At 63.5% G+C, this 17818-nt stretch carries 16 protein-coding genes and 1 pseudogene; 7 read left to right on the top strand and 10 right to left on the bottom strand.

The features are described from left to right. The first annotated feature begins 299 nt into the window (after positions 1-299). Positions 300-2093, top strand: coding sequence for a hypothetical protein (locus EL249_RS11000; RefSeq protein WP_005672368.1), 1794 nt, complete (start codon positions 300-302; stop codon positions 2091-2093). A gap of 3 nt (positions 2094-2096) precedes the next feature. Here EL249_RS11000 and EL249_RS11005 read toward each other — a convergent pair whose 3' ends face one another. Genes EL249_RS11005 through EL249_RS11015 form a run of 3 tightly spaced genes read right to left on the bottom strand, consistent with a single transcriptional unit; the run spans position 2097 to position 3848 of the window. Then, a complete protein-coding gene (locus EL249_RS11005; RefSeq protein WP_005672367.1) occupies positions 2097-2750 on the bottom strand; it encodes a DUF799 domain-containing protein in 654 nt (217 codons plus the stop codon). Further along, positions 2747-3166: a DUF4810 domain-containing protein gene (locus tag EL249_RS11010; RefSeq protein WP_005672366.1), complete on the bottom strand. Its 420-nt coding sequence runs from the start codon at positions 3164-3166 to the stop codon at positions 2747-2749. The genes EL249_RS11005 and EL249_RS11010 overlap by 4 nt, the downstream gene beginning before the upstream one ends. Before the next feature lie 10 nt (positions 3167-3176). After that, positions 3177-3848 carry a CsgG/HfaB family protein gene (locus tag EL249_RS11015; protein ID WP_040529635.1) on the bottom strand — a complete coding sequence of 224 codons (672 nt, stop codon included), beginning with the start codon at positions 3846-3848 and terminating at the stop codon, positions 3177-3179. 185 nt (positions 3849-4033) lie between these two features. Here EL249_RS11015 and EL249_RS11020 point away from each other — a divergent pair, with 185 nt between their 5' ends. Both EL249_RS11020 and EL249_RS11025 read left to right on the top strand, forming a co-directional pair. Next, positions 4034-4282, top strand: coding sequence for a type II toxin-antitoxin system Phd/YefM family antitoxin (locus EL249_RS11020; protein ID WP_005672363.1), 249 nt, complete (start codon positions 4034-4036; stop codon positions 4280-4282). Next, positions 4279-4665, top strand: coding sequence for a type II toxin-antitoxin system VapC family toxin (locus tag EL249_RS11025; protein ID WP_005672361.1), 387 nt, complete (start codon positions 4279-4281; stop codon positions 4663-4665). Before EL249_RS11020 ends, EL249_RS11025 begins: the two co-directional genes overlap by 4 nt. 131 nt (positions 4666-4796) lie before the next feature. On the opposite strand, the gene hemL is transcribed toward EL249_RS11025, so the two are convergent. Beyond that, positions 4797-6083 (bottom strand): glutamate-1-semialdehyde 2,1-aminomutase, encoded by a 1287-nt coding sequence (gene hemL, locus EL249_RS11030; RefSeq protein ID WP_005672358.1) that lies wholly within the window; start codon positions 6081-6083, stop codon positions 4797-4799. A gap of 298 nt (positions 6084-6381) precedes the next feature. Here hemL and EL249_RS11035 point away from each other — a divergent pair, with 298 nt between their 5' ends. Beyond that, positions 6382-6564, top strand: coding sequence for a type II toxin-antitoxin system HicA family toxin (locus EL249_RS11035; RefSeq protein ID WP_005672357.1), 183 nt, complete (start codon positions 6382-6384; stop codon positions 6562-6564). A 20-nt stretch (positions 6565-6584) separates the two neighbouring features. After that, positions 6585-7004 carry a type II toxin-antitoxin system HicB family antitoxin gene (locus EL249_RS11040; RefSeq protein ID WP_005672355.1) on the top strand — a complete coding sequence of 140 codons (420 nt, stop codon included), beginning with the start codon at positions 6585-6587 and terminating at the stop codon, positions 7002-7004. A 67-nt stretch (positions 7005-7071) separates the two neighbouring features. Here the strand turns inward: EL249_RS11040 and dnaJ are convergent, their stop codons facing one another. The 3 genes and pseudogenes from dnaJ to grpE all read right to left on the bottom strand — a co-directional run. After that, the gene (gene dnaJ / locus EL249_RS11045) at positions 7072-8202 is read right to left on the bottom strand and encodes a molecular chaperone DnaJ (protein ID WP_005672352.1); all 1131 of its coding nucleotides are present in this window, start codon (positions 8200-8202) and stop codon (positions 7072-7074) included. Between the two features lie 190 nt (positions 8203-8392). Further along, positions 8393-10348, bottom strand: a complete 1956-nt coding sequence (gene dnaK / locus EL249_RS11050) for a molecular chaperone DnaK (protein ID WP_005672350.1) — start codon at positions 10346-10348, stop codon at positions 8393-8395. Positions 10349-10577: 229 nt separating this feature from the next. After that, a pseudogene (grpE, locus tag EL249_RS11055) lies at positions 10578-11093 on the bottom strand (nucleotide exchange factor GrpE); the annotation flags it as partial. Between the two features lie 732 nt (positions 11094-11825). On the opposite strand from grpE, the gene lysM reads away from it, so the two are divergent. Together lysM and EL249_RS11065 are read left to right on the top strand one after the other, a co-directional pair. Beyond that, complete coding sequence (gene lysM / locus EL249_RS11060; RefSeq protein ID WP_005672346.1) at positions 11826-12305, top strand: peptidoglycan-binding protein LysM; 480 nt, start codon at positions 11826-11828, stop codon at positions 12303-12305. Between the two features lie 629 nt (positions 12306-12934). Further along, positions 12935-14500, top strand: coding sequence for an amino acid permease (locus EL249_RS11065; protein ID WP_005672344.1), 1566 nt, complete (start codon positions 12935-12937; stop codon positions 14498-14500). Positions 14501-14682: 182 nt separating this feature from the next. Here EL249_RS11065 and EL249_RS11070 read toward each other — a convergent pair whose 3' ends face one another. From EL249_RS11070 to hrcA, 3 genes are all read right to left on the bottom strand, one after another. Then, complete coding sequence (locus EL249_RS11070; RefSeq protein WP_083799600.1) at positions 14683-15372, bottom strand: LysE family translocator; 690 nt, start codon at positions 15370-15372, stop codon at positions 14683-14685. A gap of 184 nt (positions 15373-15556) precedes the next feature. Further along, positions 15557-16594, bottom strand: coding sequence for a ferrochelatase (gene hemH / locus EL249_RS11075; protein WP_005672338.1), 1038 nt, complete (start codon positions 16592-16594; stop codon positions 15557-15559). 149 nt (positions 16595-16743) lie between these two features. Continuing rightward, on the bottom strand, positions 16744-17763 hold the full coding sequence (gene hrcA / locus EL249_RS11080) for a heat-inducible transcriptional repressor HrcA (RefSeq protein ID WP_005672336.1): 1020 nt from the start codon (positions 17761-17763) through the stop codon (positions 16744-16746). Positions 17764-17818: the final 55 nt, after the last annotated feature.

Below are 17818 nucleotides of genomic sequence, written 5' to 3' on the forward strand. Positions count from 1 at the left end.
TTCATCAGCCCCGTTGACACCGGGTCTGCCCACGTGAAGCCACAGCCGGGCGAAAGCCTGGCTGCACGGCCCATACGTTCCGAGGGGTTCCCTGAAATTCAGGGAACCCCTCTGTCCATCCAGATGCTGCTGGCCCGTTAAATTCCCGAATGGGACAATGATTCGCAACCTATATAAATTCGACGCAAATGTAAGAACTTTCACGCGCTATTAAATCGGTCGACACTCCGCAGACTGCTCTCCATACTGACCACAGAACAAGAAGAACACTTCACGGAGACCATCACGCGGAGAGACTCATGCACGTCGACAAACGCACAGCCCTGCATCCTCTGACCCTGGCCATCACGCTGGCACTAGCCGCCTGCGGCGGCGGCCAGGATACCCCCCGTACCGATGCTGGCGGCCCGCAGACCAAGGCCGCCACCGATCTGACCGTCACGACACAGGATTCCTCGGCGACGCCCCATGCCACTGCATCCGGACGCACCACCAAGGAAGCCGTCACGCCCGACACACCGCCCATCGCGAACAGAAAGATCCGTGGGGACGTGCTGATTCAGGCGTTGCTGTCGCAGACCAGCCATCAGGACGCCCAGGGGCGTGATCTGACCGCGTGGCTACCGCCCAATCACTACTACACCTCGGGCAGCGGCACGGAGCCCCCGAAATACGAGAGATTCTCGGGCCCTGTCATGCTGAGCCGAGAAGACATCGTGCCAGCCGATGGCACCGAAGCAGGCTTGGGCTCTCCCTACACTTATCGGATCGATGATTCCGTGGGCCCCACGCGCAACCCGGCAGGCGCGCGTACAACCTCCGTGGATGCACACACCATCCGCCTGGGGCTATCTGCCCCGGGGCTGCCCAATCGTGGGGCATCTGCTACCCAGGCCGTCCCCCTCAAGCTCGACATCGCGGCACAGGTGATTGTGACCCTGGCGGGAAAAGAGTACACATTGCGGAGCGCCAACGGCCAGACCATCCAGTCCGATCAGACCTACGACATCGGGGCCGAACACTACTGGAGCAACGGCACCTCGTACCCCTCGGCAAAACTCTACTCCGCTTCCGCGGGCAAGTCAGGGTTCCGCATCTGCATTGACGTGGATAGCGTCGCAACGGAATACGGCATTCTTCATACCCGATGCAACGAGTGGGAAGTTCCAGAAGGGTGGAAACCCGGCCAGCCTCTGGTATACAAGGCGCTGACCTACGAAAACCGCTACACCAGCTATCAGTGGGATACCGCCACCACATGGAACTGGAACAATCTCAATGAGCCCCGGTACGTTCCCACCGAAAGCCTGAAGACTGCCACCCAGGCCGTGAATCAGTACGGCATCAGCGGTGCCCAGCTGGCCGCCATGTTCGATTCCACCAACGATCGGAACCGCGACATGATGAAGCACATGCTGGCCGACTACGCCGATGCAGTCCGCAGCAGCGATGCCCCGCAGCGCATTTCCCTCACGCACCAGAGCACGGGCGCAGCCTATGCCGATGGCGGAAAGGACAACTATACCCCGTTCGTCGATGGCTATTCGCCTGCCATCGGCAACTACCAGTACACCTTTGCCACCGGCAGCTATCAGGACCCGCAGAACCCCCGCGTCCCTCACGAGGACTATCCGCAGGTGGGGCTGGCCATGCAGGTGAACCATGACCTGAGCAAAGGCTTCACGCTGCCCAACCAGCTGAGCCTGGACTTCCATGGCATTGACCGGAACAGCAAGCAGGCCTACGAGCTGTACAAGGAAACACCACTGCAGGGCACCAGCGCACGAACCTTCACCGACAATCAGTTGATCCCGTTCGGCAGCACCCTGCAGTCATGGGCAACCCCGAACGATGAGGCCAGCAAGAAGAAAGCCTCGGTCTGGCTGACGCTGGAGCAGTCCCAATGGCACGCCAACGATGTGGACCTGTGCTGGCACGTCAACGCGAAAGACGAGAAGGACAACACCGTGGCAGCTCACAAGTACTGCACCACCTGGCTTGCAAAAAATGACTGGGACCCGAACAAGTTCGGATCCGGTCGCGTCAGCGGCTATGGTGCCGAAGGCAGAGCCATGAGGTGGCGAACGAAATGACGCTCAGGGCGTCGCATGCTCCGGATGGGAGGGCCCGTATAGCAGCCCTCCCCGGTCGCCACGACTGAAGAGCAGCGCATCGGCGGCGCCGGCCATCTCGTAACCACTGTCGTTGATGGCATCAAGAATCTGGTCGACCGCCGCTGAAACCATTGCCGTCAGGGTATCGTCGTTGGCATGGCCGGACTCCAAATGGCTGCTGGCGCGCCCTTCCCAGAGCGTCCTGCCATTCTTCAGGTCCACCAGCTTGCCTTTCACCGTCACCGTGGTCACACTTTTGACCACCTGGTAGCTGGCGCCGTATTCTTCCACGTGCAGATACATCACTGCATCAGCACCGAAGATCTCGCGCAGCTTGCGGATGGGCGCCTGCTGGATATCGTGTCCGTTGGTAAGCCCGTTCTGGCGGAACATCTCGTCCACCAGCGCCACCGGAAAGACATAATAGCCACGCTCGGCCAGCGGCACCGTGGCCTGCGCCAGCACACTGCTCTCGGCACGAATGTCCGTTGAATCACTGGTGGGCATCACCACCAGGATTGAACGCGGATCACTCTGCTTCAGTGCCGAATAATCGTAGCCTTTCGGACGATGGTTCGCACAGCCCGCCAGCACCAGGGCCGACAGGGCCACGGCCAGCACCGATGACTTCATCATCTTGCGTGCCCTCCTGCAGCGTTGTCCTTCCCGGATGTCATGTCATGACCATCCTGCGGCTTGCTGGCTGCCATCCGCCGACCCTGCAGCCGCGTCATGAAGGTGGCGGATTCCGGATACAGCGCCTGCTCCTCGGCGAACTCGGCCTTTGCCTCATCATCCCGCCCCTGGCGGGACAGCACCAGGCCCAGCTGGCCATGAACCCCCGGCCCCACCTTCTTCTGTCGGGTCGCTGCATCGCTGATGATCTTTCGCAGTGCCTGCTCCTGCCCAGCCCAGTCATCGGTGCCGTCATACCAGGCGTGAATCGTGTCCGGATAGTTGCCCCAGTGATACAGCGTCTGCGGCCAGCTGGCACACGCTGCCAGCCATAACGGCAGCACCACCAGCGTCAGCCGGCCAATGCCCTGATCCATGCCCTGCCCCTCAGTTGGCCAGCGTCCAGTGCCCGGACTCGATGGCCGACACCAGATTGTTCACGGCCTCACGAATGGCCAGATCCAGCACCTTGCCGTTGAGCGTGGCGTCATAGCCCGCCGTGCCGCCAAAGCCCAGCACCTCGCGATTGGACAGCTCGTATTCACCCGCCCCCTGCGTGGAATACACCACCTCGGACGAATTCACATCCACCACATTCAGCGTCACCTTGGCATAGGCCACCTGCTTCTTGCCACGACCCAGAATGCCGAAGAGCTGATGATCACCCACATTCTTGCGGCCGAACTCGGTCACATCACCCGAAATCAGATACGTGGCGCCCTTCAGGTTCTGCGCCCGGCCGGAGATCTTCGCTTCCTGCGCCGCCTCGCTCATGTTGGTGCGATCCAGCACATTGAACCGCCCCGTCTGCTGCAGGTGTGCCACCAGGATGGTACGCGACAGATTCCCCAGCCGGTCCTCGCCGTCCTGAAAGATCCCATTCTGGAAGCTGGACTTGTTGTCGAACTTGCCGACCGAGATGGGAGCCTTCTGACCCTGGTACGCCGTACCGTGGCTGGTCACCTTCGGGCTTTCCACCACGTGGGAACTTTCGGTGACACAGCCGGCCATGGCCAGCACCGCCGCGCAGAGAATGGCGGGAAGGATAGCTTTCTTCATGGATGCAGGAAAGGAAAGAAGCGATGACGTCATGCCAGCCGGAGCTGACTTTTCCTGCATTTTCGCGCCAGATGGGGAGCGAAGCGGGCAAAAGCCCACTCCCCTGGATGGAATGGATGCAACGGTTGATCGGCACGCTTAGCCAGACTAGACTAAGACCATTAACGATACCCGGAATCCCTCCCATGACCATGGTCAACATGCTGGAAGCCAAGTCCTCTCTGTCTCGCCTGGTACAGGCCGTCGAGAGCGGACACGAACCCGAAATCGTCATATCCCGCAACGGCCGCCCTGCAGCCAAGCTTGTTCCCATCACCCATGGCAGCAGCGAGAAGCGCATTGGCGTTGCCAAAGGGCTCTTCAGGATCCCTGACAACATCGATGCCCAGAACGCCGAGATCGAAGCCCTCTTCCAGGGGGACAGAGAATCTTGAATATTCTGCTGGACACTCACATCGCGCTTTGGGCCATTGACGACAGCCCGAGGCTCCCTGCACAGGCCCGAGAGCTGATCGCGAACCCAAAGCATGCGATATGGACAAGTGTCGCCAGCCTGTGGGAAATCGCCATCAAGCACAGTAGAAACAGTGACGACATGCCCATCGGTTCAGCCGACGCGCTGAAGTATTTCCAGCTATCGGGCTACAGGATTCTTCCCATCCAGGCGGAGCATAGCCTGATGGTGGAGACGCTGCCCCACCACCACAAGGATCCGTTCGATCGCATTCTGATCGCACAGGCATTGGCTGAACCCATGCGTCTCCTCACGCATGATGCGCTGGTGGCAAAATACAGCGACAGTTTCATACGGGTATGACGATCGACGTCAGGACATGGCTCATGGCAGACTGACCTGAACAGAATGTCCCGACAGACCCATATGACCAGGCACTGATCGGTCCCAGCCGGTGCGCCGGCCGGGAGTCTCCCCATCACCCCCCGTGGCAATCACGCCACCGCAGCCAGGCTCTTCTCGGCCAGTGCCACGGTCTGATCGATGTCCTCGTCGGTATGGGCCGACGACAGGAAGAAGGCCTCCACCGGCGAAGGCGGCAGGTAGACACCGCCTTCCAGCATCAGGTGATAGAAGCGCTTGTACTGCTCCAGGTTCTGGTCGGTGGCTTCCTCGAAGTACACGGGCGGCGTGGCACGGAAGTACATGCCGCCCAGACCGCCCAGGGCACGGGCGCAGAACGCCACGCCGGTCTTCTTCGCCGCCGCATTCAGACCATCCACCAGGCGCGTCATCCGGCGGTTCAGTTCGTCGTGGAAGCCGGGACGGGAGATCAGGTCGATGGTGGCAATGCCGGCTGCCATGGCGATGGGGTTGCCCGACAGCGTGCCGGCCTGGTAGACATTACCCAGCGGCGCGAAGCGCTCCATGATGCGGGCCGGGCCGGCCACGGCACCCACGGGCATGCCGCCGCCGATGACCTTGCCGAAGGTGGACAGGTCCGGCGTGATGCCGCACCAGCCCTGCGCACCCGTCAGCGTCACCCGAAAGCCCGACATCACCTCATCGAAGATCAGCACGGCGCCGTACTGGGTGCACAGCTCGCGCAGCCCTTCCAGGAAGCCGGGCTGCGGCACCATCAGGTTCATGTTGCCGGGGATGGGCTCGACGATCAGGCAGGCCACGTCATCCGGGTACTGCTCGAACAGGCGGCGAACGCTGTCCAGATCGTTGTAGCGGGCGATGAGCGTGTGCTTGACCACGTCCTCGGGCACGCCGGCCGAGCTGGGGTTGCCGAAGGCCAGCGCACCGCTGCCCGCCTTCACCAGCAGGCTGTCGGCCGTACCGTGGTAGCAGCCCTCGAACTTGATGATGCGGTTGCGGCCCGTGTAGCCCCGCGCCAGCCGCAGCGCCGACATCGTGGATTCCGTGCCGGAACTGGTAAAGCGCACCCGCTCGACGTGCGGGAACATGTCGCAGATTCTCTGCGCCAGCTCGGTCTCGCGCACATTGGGCGCACCGAACGACAGACCATCGGCCACGGCCGCCTGCACGGCCTTCAGCACCTCGGGGTGCGAGTGGCCAACAATGGCCGGCCCCCACGAGCCCACGTAATCGATGTAGGCCTTGCCCTCCACGTCCCACATGCGGGCGCCCTCGGCCCGCTGGATGAAGCGCGGCGTGCCGCCCACGGCCCGAAAGGCCCGCACGGCCGAGTTGACGCCCCCCACCAGCACCTGGCTGGCACGGTCGAATTCCTGTTGGTTGGTTGCTTGGCTCATGGCAATTCCTGACAGCCGGCCCCACGTCCGGCGATGGCAATTTCTGAGAGGACCCCAAGCATGGCCGCCTGAAGCCGAGAATGCCCTGATTGTGCGACCAACGGGCGTGCTGCGCAAAACGCGTGCCGTATTCAGCAGCCACACTGCCTGCGGGCAGGAAGGTCAGCCCCATGATCCACCCGAAAGTCCGGACACCTCCGGTCGGAGGCGCGATCACGGAACCCCCGCCTATCCGGCATCCGGTTGCCCGCTGCATGACCACGTGTGTATCATTACACACACCAATAACACCACCACCATGGGCAGCAAGGAACTCATCAAACTGATCGAAGCCCACGGCTGGCATCTGGTTGCTACCCGTGGCAGCCATCGACAGTACAAGCACCCCACCCTTCCCGGGCGCGTGACCATTCCTCACCCCAACAAGGATCTTCCGCGCGGAACGGTTCAGAGCATTCTCAAGCAGGCAGGTCTCAAGTAACCATCACGGAACCGGACACCATGCTCATTCCTGTAGCCATTCACAAGGACACGGACTCACTTTACGGGGTGACCGTACCGGACATTCCGGGCTGCTTCTCGGCCGGCGAGACCATCGAGGAAGCGCTGTCCAACACGCGAGAAGCCATCGTCTTCCATCTGGAAGGGATGCTGGAAGACGGCGAGGCCGTCACGGTTTCCACGCGCCAGATCGAGGAACTGGCACAGGAAGCGGACTATGCCGGTGCCACCTGGGCGCTGATCGATGTCGATCTGCAACGGCTGTCGCTGAAGCAGACGCGGTTCAATGTGAGCTGGCCCGAGTACCTGCTGGCCCGCATTGATGCCTATGCAGAGGCTCACCACGAGACCCGCTCCGGCCTGCTGGCCAAGGCAGCCGAGCGATACCTGTCCGAGCAGCGGGCTCATGAAACGAATTGACCTCAATCAGACGCCTGGTCCGATTGAGGTCAACTCGATATCCTTCAGAAACTTCCCATGACCTGCGTTACTGGAAGAACTCCTTCAACCGGTCCTTCCAGCTGCGGGTCTGCGGGCTGTGCTTGGCGTCCGACAGGCTCTGGTCCAGCTCGCGCAGCATCTGCTTCTGCTTGTCGGTCAGGCGCACGGGCACTTCCACCGTGATGTGGGCGTAGAGGTCGCCCGGCATCTGGGCACGGATGCCCTTGATGCCCTTGCCCCGCAGGCGGAAGACCTTGCCGGGCTGCACGCCTTCCGGTAGTTCGATCTCGGCGCTGCCACCCAGGGTGGGTACCTGGATGGTGCCGCCCAGTGCGGCGGTAACCATGCTGATGGGCACTTCACAGTGCAGGTCGTCGCCGTCACGCTTGAAGACCGAATGCTCCTTGATGCGGATCTCGACGTACAGGTCGCCGGCCGGGCCGCCGTTGGTACCCGGCTCGCCGTTGCCGGCCGAGCGGATGCGCATGCCGTCGTCAATGCCGGCGGGCACCTTGACCTGCAGCGTCTTGGTCTTCTTGATGCGGCCCGCGCCGTCACAGGCCTCGCACGGATCCTTCACGACCTTACCGCTGCCGTGGCAGGTGGGACAGGTCTGCTGCACCGAGAAGAAGCCCTGCTGCATGCGCACCTGGCCCTGGCCGTGACAGGTGCCACAGGTCTGGGGCTTGGTACCGGCCTTGGCGCCGGTCCCCTTGCAGGTGGTGCAGTTTTCCCACGAGGGAATGCGGATCTCGGTCTCGTAGCCGTTGGCGGCCTGCTCCAGCGTGATCTCCATGGCGTAGCGCAGGTCGGCACCACGGAAGACCTGATTGGCCCCGCCGCGACTGCCGCCGCCACCGAAGATGTCGCCGAAGATGTCGCCGAAGGCCTCGGCAAAGCCACCGAAGCCCCCCGCGCCGGCACCGGGGCCACCGCCCATGCCACCCATGCCGTCAACGCCGGCGTGGCCGTAGCGGTCGTAGGCGTCGCGCTTACTGCGGTCGCCCAGCACGTCGTAGGCCTCGCCCACTTCCTTGAACTTGTCTTCGGCCTGCTTGTCACCCGGGTTGCGGTCCGGGTGATATTTCATGGCCATCTTGCGATAGGCCTTCTTGATTTCTTCGTCGGTGGCGTTCTTGCCCACCCCCAGCACAGAGTAATAGTCGCGTTTGGCCATGGCTGACAGGCGTTGGCGAAAGGCCCCTCAGGCACCTTTCGGAAATGTCGGGATTCAAAGCAAGATACCCGGCGGACCGGGTATCGGGATAGGGGCCATGCGGGCAGGCGCTTCGTGAAGCCGCCCTGCCCGTCATGGCCAGCCGGGGCTGCCGGCGTGTCCGGCGGCAGGCCACCGGACTGTACCGCGATCAGTCGCGCTTGACTTCCTTGAAGTCGGCGTCGACCACATCGTCGCCAGCAGTTTCCGTCGAGTGGGCGCTTTCGGCCGACGAGGCGCCAGCTGCCGCACCCGCAGCACCGGCTGCGCCTGCGGCAGCAGCCTGGGCCTCAGCGTAGACCTTCTCGCCCAGTTTCTGGGCGGCTTCGGTCAGCGCGTTGCTGGTTTCCTCGATGCGAGCCTTGTCGTCGCCCTTCACCGCTTCACGGGCCGCTTCCAGGGCGGACTCGATCTTCGACTTCTCGTCGGCGTCGAGCTTGTCGCCATGTTCCTTCAGCGATTTCTCGACCGAGTGCACCAAGGCATCGGCGTTGTTGCGGGCCTGGGTCAGCTCGACGCGCTGCTTGTCCTCGTCGGCGTGCTCCTCGGCGTCGCGCACCATCTTGTCGATCTCGGCGTCGGACAGGCCCGAGTTCGCCTTGATGGTGATCTTGTTCTCCTTGCCGGTGGCCTTGTCCTTGGCCGACACGTGCAGGATGCCGTTGGCGTCGATGTCGAAGGTGACCTCGATCTGGGGCATGCCGCGCGGTGCCGGCGGGATGCCTTCCAGATTGAACTCGCCCAGCGCCTTGTTGGCCGAGGCGATCTCGCGCTCACCCTGGAACACCTTGATGGTCACGGCCGGCTGGTTGTCGTCGGCGGTGGAGAACACCTGACTGAACTTGGTCGGGATCGTGGTGTTCTTCTTGATCATCTTGGTCATCACGCCGCCCAGGGTCTCGATACCCAGCGACAGCGGCGTCACGTCCAGCAGCAGCACGTCCTTGCGGTCGCCCGACAGCACGGAGCCCTGCACGGCAGCACCCACGGCCACGGCCTCGTCCGGGTTCACGTCACGGCGCGGTTCCTTGCCGAAGAACTCCTTGACCTTCTCCTGCACCTTGGGCATGCGGGTCATGCCGCCGACCAGGATCACGTCGTCAATGTCCGAGACCTTGATGCCGGCATCCTTGATGGCGGTGCGGCACGGCGCAATGGTGCGCTCGATCAGGTCTTCCACCAGCGCTTCCAGCTTGGCGCGGGTGATCTTCATGTTCAGGTGCTCCGGACCGGCCGCGCCCATGGTGATGTAGGGCAGGTTGACTTCGGTCTGGTTGCTGGACGACAGCTCGATCTTGGCCTTCTCGGCCGCTTCCTTCAGGCGCTGCAGGGCCAGCACGTCCTTGGACAGGTCAACGCCGCGTTCCTTCTTGAACTCGGTGATGATGTAGTCGATGATGCGCTGGTCGAAGTCCTCACCGCCCAGGAAGGTGTCGCCGTTGGTGGAGAGCACCTCGAACTGCTTCTCGCCGTCCACGTCGGCCAGGTCGATGATGGACACGTCGAACGTGCCGCCGCCCAGGTCATAGACGACGATCTTGCGGTCCTTGTTGCCGCCCTTGTCCATGCCGAAGGCCAGCGCAGCCGCGGTCGGCTCGTTGATGATGCGCTTGACTTCCAGACCGGCGATCTTGCCGGCGTCCTTGGTGGCCTGGCGCTGGCTGTCGTTGAAGTAGGCCGGCACCGTGATGACGGCTTCGGTCACTTCCTCGCCCAGGTAGTCCTCGGCGGTCTTCTTCATCTTGCGCAGTACTTCGGCCGAGATCTGCGGCGGGGCCAGCTTCTTGTCGCGCACCTCCACCCAGGCGTCGCCGTTGTCGGCCTTGACGATCTTGTAGGGCATCAGGCCGATGTCCTTCTGGACGGCTTCTTCACCAAACTTGCGGCCGATGAGGCGCTTGATGGCGAACAGCGTGTTGGCCGGGTTGGTGACGGCCTGGCGCTTGGCAGGCGCGCCGACCAGGATCTCGCCGTCTTCCATGTAGGCGACGATGGACGGCGTGGTGCGGGTACCTTCTGCGTTCTCGATGACCTTGGGGGTGTTGCCCTCCATGACCGAGACGCACGAGTTGGTGGTACCGAGGTCAATACCGATGATTTTTCCCATGTTTGTTCTTCCTCAGGTATTCGGGGGAGCCGGTGGCAGGTGTGCGGCCGGGCCGCACGGCGTCTGCAGACTGGCTCCCGCAGTGGTTTGTTTCAGCGATGATCCGCAATTGGGGGTGGTACGGAGGCTTTCAAGGGGTCAAGTGAAAAATTTCATGAACTGACCTTTCCCGGCAGAAGACAGCCGGGCGGACGGCGCCCACCCTGCCCCTTGCGCCCCGTCAGCGGGCTCAGCCCTGGCTGACCACCACCATGGCCGGGCGCAGCACCCGATCGTTGATCAGATAGCCTTTCTGCAGTACGGCCGCCACGTGGTTGGCCGCCACCTCCGGGTTGGGCTGCATGGAAATGGCCTGCTGGGTGTTGGGGTCGAAGCGCTGGCCCAGCGGGTCGACGACCTGGACCTTGTTGCGCTCCAGCGCCTGCTGCAGCTGGCGCAGCGTGGCCTGCACACCCTCGCGGATGCTGTCGACCGACGGGGTCTCGACGGTGAGCGCCATTTCCAGGCTGTCGCAGACCGGCAGCAGCGACTCGGCAAAGCCCTCGATGGCGAACTTGCGCGCCTTGTCCAGCTCTTCCTTGCTGCGGCGGCGGACGTTTTCCGTCTCGGCACTGGCGCGCACGAAGTGCTCGTGGTTCTCGCCGGCCTTCTGCTCGGCCTCGGCCAGCTGGGCCTTCAGGGCCTCGATCTCGGCCTGCAGGGCGGCCACGACGGCGTCGTCCTGTCCGGCCTCGGCATGCAGGGGGGCTTCCTGGCCAGCGGTCTGCCAGCCTTCCTGGCCCTGCGGGGCCGCCTGGCCAGGTTGGGCACCCTGCGGCTGGCCATGGGCGGCCTGCTGACCCTGGCTCGGCTGTGCGGCGTGCTGCCCCTGCTGCTGCCAGCTCTGGCCGGCGTCGTAGTAGGGCTCGTCGGCATGCCCATGCCGCTGGCCGGCCCGCGGGTAGTCACGCGGATCGTTGGCGAACATCGGCCGCTCCCCCCCGTAGCCATGCTGCGACTGCGGATGCTGACCGGGGTGATGCGAATCGCCGTGCTTTCTGAAATCCTTCATGGCTTGGAATACCCCATTATCTTGAAAAGTCTGTCGAATCCGGCGACAGCGCAGCTGCCGCCCACCCCGGTGGCGGACATGGTTGCCTCCCCCCGCGGGCATGAACATCACCCCTACATAGGGGTGAAACAAGGATTCACAACCCGGATTTGACCACATCCCTGCCCAGGCGGCACGAACGGTCTGCCCCAGAGGACGGAAGATCCGCGCCAGGAGCGCGATACGGGCCAGTCCCGTCATGCCGGCCCCCTCTGGAAACGCCACTGTGGCGCACACGTCCATGGCATGGGCAGACCCCGCCATGGGTTGCCAACATGGTCCACAATAAGTCTCTGGCACCCGGTACCTGTCCAGACGCCGGGCGCCGCCGGGCAGCGCGCGACCCATGGTGCCGCCCATCCCTCAACCATTCACAGGAGAAACCGCATGAGTCTGATGTCCTTCATGAAGGAAGCCGGCGAGAAGCTGTTTGGCGGCGGCACGGCCCAGGCCGCCACCCCGGCCAGCAACCCCGATGCGGCCAACCAGGCGGCGGCCGATGCGATCGTCACCTACATCCGCGCCCAGAACCTGGACGCCGAGAACCTGAGCGTGAAGTTCGATGGTGCCAGCAGCGCCGTCACGGTCTCGGGTCAGGCTTCCGACCAGGAAACCAAGGAAAAGATCCTGCTGTGCTGCGGCAACGTGGCCGGCGTGGAGCAGGTCAACGACGAGCTGACGGTGGCCACGTCCGCCCCCGAGGCCCGCTACTACACCGTGGTCAAGGGCGACACGCTCTCGAAGATCGCCAAGGAGTACTACGGCAACGCCAACCTGTACAACAAGATCTTCGAGGCCAACCGGCCCATGCTGTCGCACCCCGACAAGATCTACCCGGGACAGAAGCTGCGCATTCCGCCGCAGTGATCCTGATGGCGGCGGCCATGCCCCGCTGGCGACAGATCCGGCCTCCGGGCCTGTCGCAGGCGGCGTCCTGATACGCCGCCCCGGATCGCCCCATGAAAAGGCCACGCTTTCGCGTGGCCTTTTTTTACGGCATCCGGATCTGGCCCCCCGGACAAACCATTTTCCACCGCTATTCCAGACAAACGCCCTTATATCCCGGGCGATATGGCAATAATCTGACGCCCTATCCATGATCACACGAGTCCCGAGAAGCCGTGATGCAACGCACGCCTTCACTCCCGGCCCGGAGACCCCTAGGGATTACCCCAAACCCATTCAGCCCTCCTTCTCCACATTTACCACCTGATTTAATTCCAAATCAAATCTTATCCCTGCCATCCGGCTCCACAAGCCGATTCATGCGTATTTTGACGCAGGGAACCCTTGTTTTCTGCAGCGCATCATCAAACACTGGGGATTACCCATCCCAAAACCCGCACCTGCATTTTCAGCCCGGTTTCCTGTGCTACGTTTTTGACATGCGCCCGTCCTGGCTCGTGCGTTCGACAGACCTGCCCGCGCCAGAATCATCGCTTCATTTCATGCGGTGATCGGTCAGTCCAATATTCATTCGATATAAGAATCACGATATGAAAGAGACCACGAACGCCCCCAACTACAGCTGCTCAGGCAAGCAGAAAAACACCGAGAAGCTCCAGGCCTCCCTGAAGACCCGTCATCTCACGATGATGTCGATTGCCGGCGTGATCGGTGCAGCGCTGTTCGTGGGCTCGGGCAAGATCATCTACACCACGGGACCTGCCGTGGTGCTGGCCTACCTGGCCGGCGGCATCGTGGTCATGCTCATCATGCGCATGCTGGGCGAGATGGCCACCTCCTCGCCCGATACCGGCTCGTTCTCCACCTACGCCGACAAGGCCATCGGTCGCTGGGCCGGCTTCACCATCGGCTGGCTGTACTGGTGGTTCTGGGCCCTGCTGATGGCCTGGGAAGCCTATGTGGCCGGGATGATCCTGAACATCTGGTTCCCCGACATCTCGGTCAACGTGTTCACCCTGGTGGCCACATTCCTGCTGATCAGCATCAACTTCATGAACGTGCGCAACTACGGCGAATTCGAGTTCTGGTTCGCGCTGATCAAGGTCACGGCCATCGTCTGCTTCATCATCATCTGCCTGCTGGCAGTCCTCAACATCTGGCAGGGTGGCACGGTACATGGCATCGCCAATCTCACGGCCCATGGCGGCTTCATGCCCAACGGCTGGTCGTCGGTCATCGTGGCCATGCTGGGGGTGATGTTTGCCTTCCTGGGCGCCGAGATCGTCACCATTGCGGCCTCGGAATCGGCCAACCCGGCCGACCAGATCGTCAAGGCCACCAACTCGGTGGTCTGGCGGATCTGCCTCTTCTACATCGGCTCGATCTTCCTGATCGTCTGCCTGGTGCCCTGGAACGACCCGCATCTGGGCGAGTCCGGCTACGGCTCCTATCGCCGCACCCTGGAACTGCTGGGCGTGCCCGGTGCCCAGTACCTGATGAACTTCGTGGTGCTCACCTCGGTCAGCAGCTGCCTGATCTCGGCCCACTACACCGCCTCGCGCATGCTGTTCTCGCTGGCCAAGCGCGGTGACGCCCACCCCATCTTCAAGCAGACCTCCACCCGCGGCATCCCCGTGTACTCGGTCATCGCCTCGTGCTCCATTGCCGTGTTCATCTCGGTGCTGAACTTCTTCGAGTCGCTGCGCCCGAAGGACATCCTGGACCTGCTGATGAACACCACAGGCATGATCGCCATGCTGGTCTACCTGGTCATTGCCTTCTCGCAGCTGAAGATGCGCCGCAAGCTGGAGGCCGAAGGCCGTGAGATCCGCCTGAAGATGTGGCTATTCCCCTGGCTCACCTATGGCGTCATCGCTTTCATCATCGGCTCGCTCATCGTCATGATGTTCATCGACGAGTACCGTCACATGGTGCTGGCCACGGCCGTGGCCGCCATCCTGGTGATGCTGGGCGGCTTCGTGGTGCATGCCCGCGAGAACGCCAGGGCACGTGCCGAACAGAAGGCCCGACAGGCCACCACAGCCCCTCACAGCAACCTGCGCGACCGAGAGTCCACACGTGGCAGCCGTCAGCGCTACAGCCGTCTGGGTGGCGCCACCAACGGCGTGCGCAACCGGCTGGAGGCCGAGTCCTGAAACCCGCTGCAGGCGAAGGCATCGATATATCCCGTCTTCGCCGGCCGCTCCCCCTGCAGGAAAGGCAAAGCCCCCGCATCCTTCATGGACCGGGGGCTTTTTCATGGGTAGTCGAAGCAGGACAGGCTGTGGGCTTCGTTCAATCGTCCCTGCTTCTGCGTCCCGCCGCCGGGTGCCCTGCTTCAGGACAGGAACAGCTTCAGCGCAAAGGCCAGCAGCAGCACGCCCATGATGCGCTCGAACCAGTGACCATAGGCCAGGAAGCGCTGTCGCACGGCCTGCTGCGAGAAGAGCAGTGACACCACCACGAACCAGGCCGCCGTGGCTGCGCACATCCAGAGCCCATAGAGACCCTGCACCCACAACGGCGTGGCCGGGCTGACCACGGTGGTGAACACGGCCAGAAAGAACAGTGTGGCCTTGGGATTGGTGGCGTTGGTCATGAAGCCCACCCAGAAGGCGCGGCGGGCGGATGGTTCAGGCATCGGGACTGACGCGGCCTCCGGCATCATCCCCGCGGGCGCATCTCCCACCGGAGCGCCCTGCGTCGGCCCCTGCACGGCCACATCCTGCGGCGTCGGAGGCGCACTGCGCACGAAACGGATGCCCAGCCACAGCAGGTAGGCCGCACCGGCCCAGCGGGCGGCCGTCATCGCCCACGGTGTGGCACGCAGCAACGCGCTGATGCCCACCAGCGTGTAGAGCACATGGATCGAGATGCCGGCCCCGATGCCCAGCGCCGTCCAGATGCCGACCCGACGCCCATGCCGCACGCTCTGGCGGATCGCCACCGCAAAATCCGGCCCCGGCGAAATGACCGCCAGGAAGTGGATGAGGACGATGCCCAGGAATTCCGATCCGTATTGCGTCACCAATCGCGCTCCTCACACAAGGCCTCATCGATCTCGGCACGCGACCGGTTCTCAAGACTTTTCTGCGCAAGCAGCCAGTCCACCGCCGTCAGCCCGGGCTGTTCCGGACGCTGCTGCTGCCGTTGGTGCCCTTCAGACTCTTCAGACGACGGAATCACAGATCGGTCAGCCACTGGACAGCCCCTCACCCCTTGCGCCGCCCCTGCTCCGCCTCCAGCGTCTTCCACCCCGCCAGCTCGTTGCCCACGATGTCGGCCAGGGCGTGGATCCACAGCGGAGCGTCGTTGAGGCAATGGATGTAGCGGAAGCGCTTGCCGCCGGCGCCCACGAAGGCGTTGTGCACCTCCATGTCGATCTCTTCCAGCGTCTCGATGCAGTCGGACACGAACCCCGGGCACACCACGTCCACGGTCTTGACGCCCTTCCTGGCCAGTGCCTCCACGGTGGGCTGGGTGTAGGGCTTGACCCATTCCGCGCGGCCGAAGCGCGACTGGAAGGTCACCAGCCAGTCCTCCTTGGCCAGCCCCAGGGCGGCGGCGATGAGGGCGGCGCTTTCTTGGCACTGCTTCACGTAGGGGTCGCCCTGATCCACGCAGCTCTGTGGCAGGCCGTGGAAACTGAAGATGAGCTTCTCGGGCTTGCCGGCCTCGGACTGGCGCCAGGAGTGGCGGATGCTCTCGGCCACGGCAGCAATGTAGCCAGGGTCGTCGTGAAAGCTCTGCAGGAAGCGCAGCGCCGGAATGCTGCGCCACTTCAGGAACTCGCGGGCGATCACATCGAACACGGTGCCGCTGGTGGCGGCCGAGTACTGCGGGTACATCGGCAGCACGACGATGCGCGAGAAACCCCGGTCACGCAGGTCGCGCAGGGCGTCGGCCATCGACGGGTTGCCATAGCGCATGGCCCAGACCACCTCCACCTGCCGGCCCCGCTTGTTCAGCTCATCCTGCAGCGCCTCGGCCACCAGCTTCGTGTTGACCAGCAGCGGGGAACCGGCCTTGGTCCAGATGGAGCGGTACTTCTCGGCCGACTCCTTGGGTCGGCGGGTCAGCACCACGGAGTACAGGATGGGCCACCAGATGAGGGGCGACTGCTCGACAACCCGCCGGTCGGAGAGGAACTCACGCAGGTAGCGGCGCACCTCCGGCACCTCCGGCTTGTCGGGCGTGCCCAGCTGGACCAGCAGGATGGCGGCGCGGGAGGGTGGGACGGTATCGTTCATGGCAGGCGTCGGTCATGTGGACAACGGGGTCCATCGTCAGTGATCAGCGCTGATTGTAGGGGCTGGCTGACCATGCCGTTTCAGGCGTTGCACGGGGCACGACAGCAGGCCACGACAGCGGACCACGCTCGAGGGCCATGACGCCCTGCTCACTCCCGCCCTGCATCCAGCGCCGACGACACCAGGCGCGCCGTGATGTCCACCATGGGGATCATCCGCTGGTAGGCCATGCGGGTGGGGCCGATGACGCCCAGGGTGCCCACCACCTTGCCGTCGGCCTTGTAGGGCGCAATGACGATGGACAGTTCCTCCATCGGCACCAGCTCGGACTCCCCACCAATATAGATCTGCACGCCGCTGGCGCGGGCCGAGGCATCCATCAGCTGCAGCAGGTCGGTGCGCTGCTCGAAGAGGCTGAAGAGCTGCTTCAGGCGCGCCATATCGTCGGCAAAGTCAGGAATGCCGACAAAGTTGCTGCTGCCGGCGATGAGCATCTTGTCGCTGTCGTCTTCCACGGCCTCGCGACCGGCATCGATGGCGCGCTGCATCAGGGCGCTGATGTCGCGGCGCAGCTCGGCCAGCTCGGTGCCCAGGCGACGCCTGATCTCGTCGAAGCCGATGCCGGCGTAATGGGCATTGATGTAGTTGGCCGCTTCGTTGAGGGTGGATGGCGTGTAGTCGCGGTCAAGCTGCAGCATGCGGTTGTGCACATCCCCCTCGGGCGACACAAGAATGAGCAGCACGCGTCGGGCCGAGAGCCGCAGGAACTCGATGTGCCGGAAGGTGCCACCGCGGCGCTGGGTGGAGACCACGCCGGCAAAGGACGAAAGCTCCGAGAGCAGCCCCGCGGCCTTGGCCAGGACCTGGCGGGGCTCCTGGGCCACCAGGGCCCCCTGCATCTGGCTGGCCTCACCGGCTTCCAGAGGCTGGACGGTGAGCAGCGAGTCGACAAACAGCCGGTAGCCACGCGGAGTGGGCACACGACCACTGGACGTGTGGCGATGGGCAATCAGGCCATGCTCTTCCAGATTGGCCATGACGTTGCGGATGGTGGCCGGCGACAGGTCCAGGCGCGAGTACTGCGACAGCGTGCGCGAGCCCACGGGCTGGCCGTCGACGATGTAGTGTTCGATGAGGGACTTGAGCAGGATTCGGGCGCGTTCATCCATTCGGCTTACCCGGGATGACCCGGCAGGAGTCAATGACCATGACGCAATTATCCGG

Origin of the sequence: Lautropia mirabilis (assembly GCF_900637555.1) — a bacterium.
In the GTDB taxonomy this organism is placed as follows: Bacteria; Pseudomonadota; Gammaproteobacteria; order Burkholderiales; family Burkholderiaceae_E; genus Lautropia; species Lautropia mirabilis.

What these genes read in the sequence shown, in the direction of transcription:
- EL249_RS11000 (WP_005672368.1), top strand. Translation starts at nt 300, where the DNA reads ATGCACGTCGACAAACGCACAGCCCTGCATCCTCTGACCCTGGCCATC.
- EL249_RS11005 (WP_005672367.1), bottom strand. Translation starts at nt 2,750, where the DNA reads ATGATGAAGTCATCGGTGCTGGCCGTGGCCCTGTCGGCCCTGGTGCTG.
- EL249_RS11010 (WP_005672366.1), bottom strand. Translation starts at nt 3,166, where the DNA reads ATGGATCAGGGCATTGGCCGGCTGACGCTGGTGGTGCTGCCGTTATGG.
- EL249_RS11015 (WP_040529635.1), bottom strand. Translation starts at nt 3,848, where the DNA reads ATGAAGAAAGCTATCCTTCCCGCCATTCTCTGCGCGGCGGTGCTGGCC.
- EL249_RS11020 (WP_005672363.1), top strand. Translation starts at nt 4,034, where the DNA reads ATGACCATGGTCAACATGCTGGAAGCCAAGTCCTCTCTGTCTCGCCTG.
- hemL (WP_005672358.1), bottom strand. Translation starts at nt 6,083, where the DNA reads ATGAGCCAAGCAACCAACCAACAGGAATTCGACCGTGCCAGCCAGGTG.
- EL249_RS11035 (WP_005672357.1), top strand. Translation starts at nt 6,382, where the DNA reads ATGGGCAGCAAGGAACTCATCAAACTGATCGAAGCCCACGGCTGGCAT.
- EL249_RS11040 (WP_005672355.1), top strand. Translation starts at nt 6,585, where the DNA reads ATGCTCATTCCTGTAGCCATTCACAAGGACACGGACTCACTTTACGGG.
- dnaJ (WP_005672352.1), bottom strand. Translation starts at nt 8,202, where the DNA reads ATGGCCAAACGCGACTATTACTCTGTGCTGGGGGTGGGCAAGAACGCC.
- dnaK (WP_005672350.1), bottom strand. Translation starts at nt 10,348, where the DNA reads ATGGGAAAAATCATCGGTATTGACCTCGGTACCACCAACTCGTGCGTC.
- lysM (WP_005672346.1), top strand. Translation starts at nt 11,826, where the DNA reads ATGAGTCTGATGTCCTTCATGAAGGAAGCCGGCGAGAAGCTGTTTGGC.
- EL249_RS11065 (WP_005672344.1), top strand. Translation starts at nt 12,935, where the DNA reads ATGAAAGAGACCACGAACGCCCCCAACTACAGCTGCTCAGGCAAGCAG.
- hemH (WP_005672338.1), bottom strand. Translation starts at nt 16,594, where the DNA reads ATGAACGATACCGTCCCACCCTCCCGCGCCGCCATCCTGCTGGTCCAG.
- hrcA (WP_005672336.1), bottom strand. Translation starts at nt 17,763, where the DNA reads ATGGATGAACGCGCCCGAATCCTGCTCAAGTCCCTCATCGAACACTAC.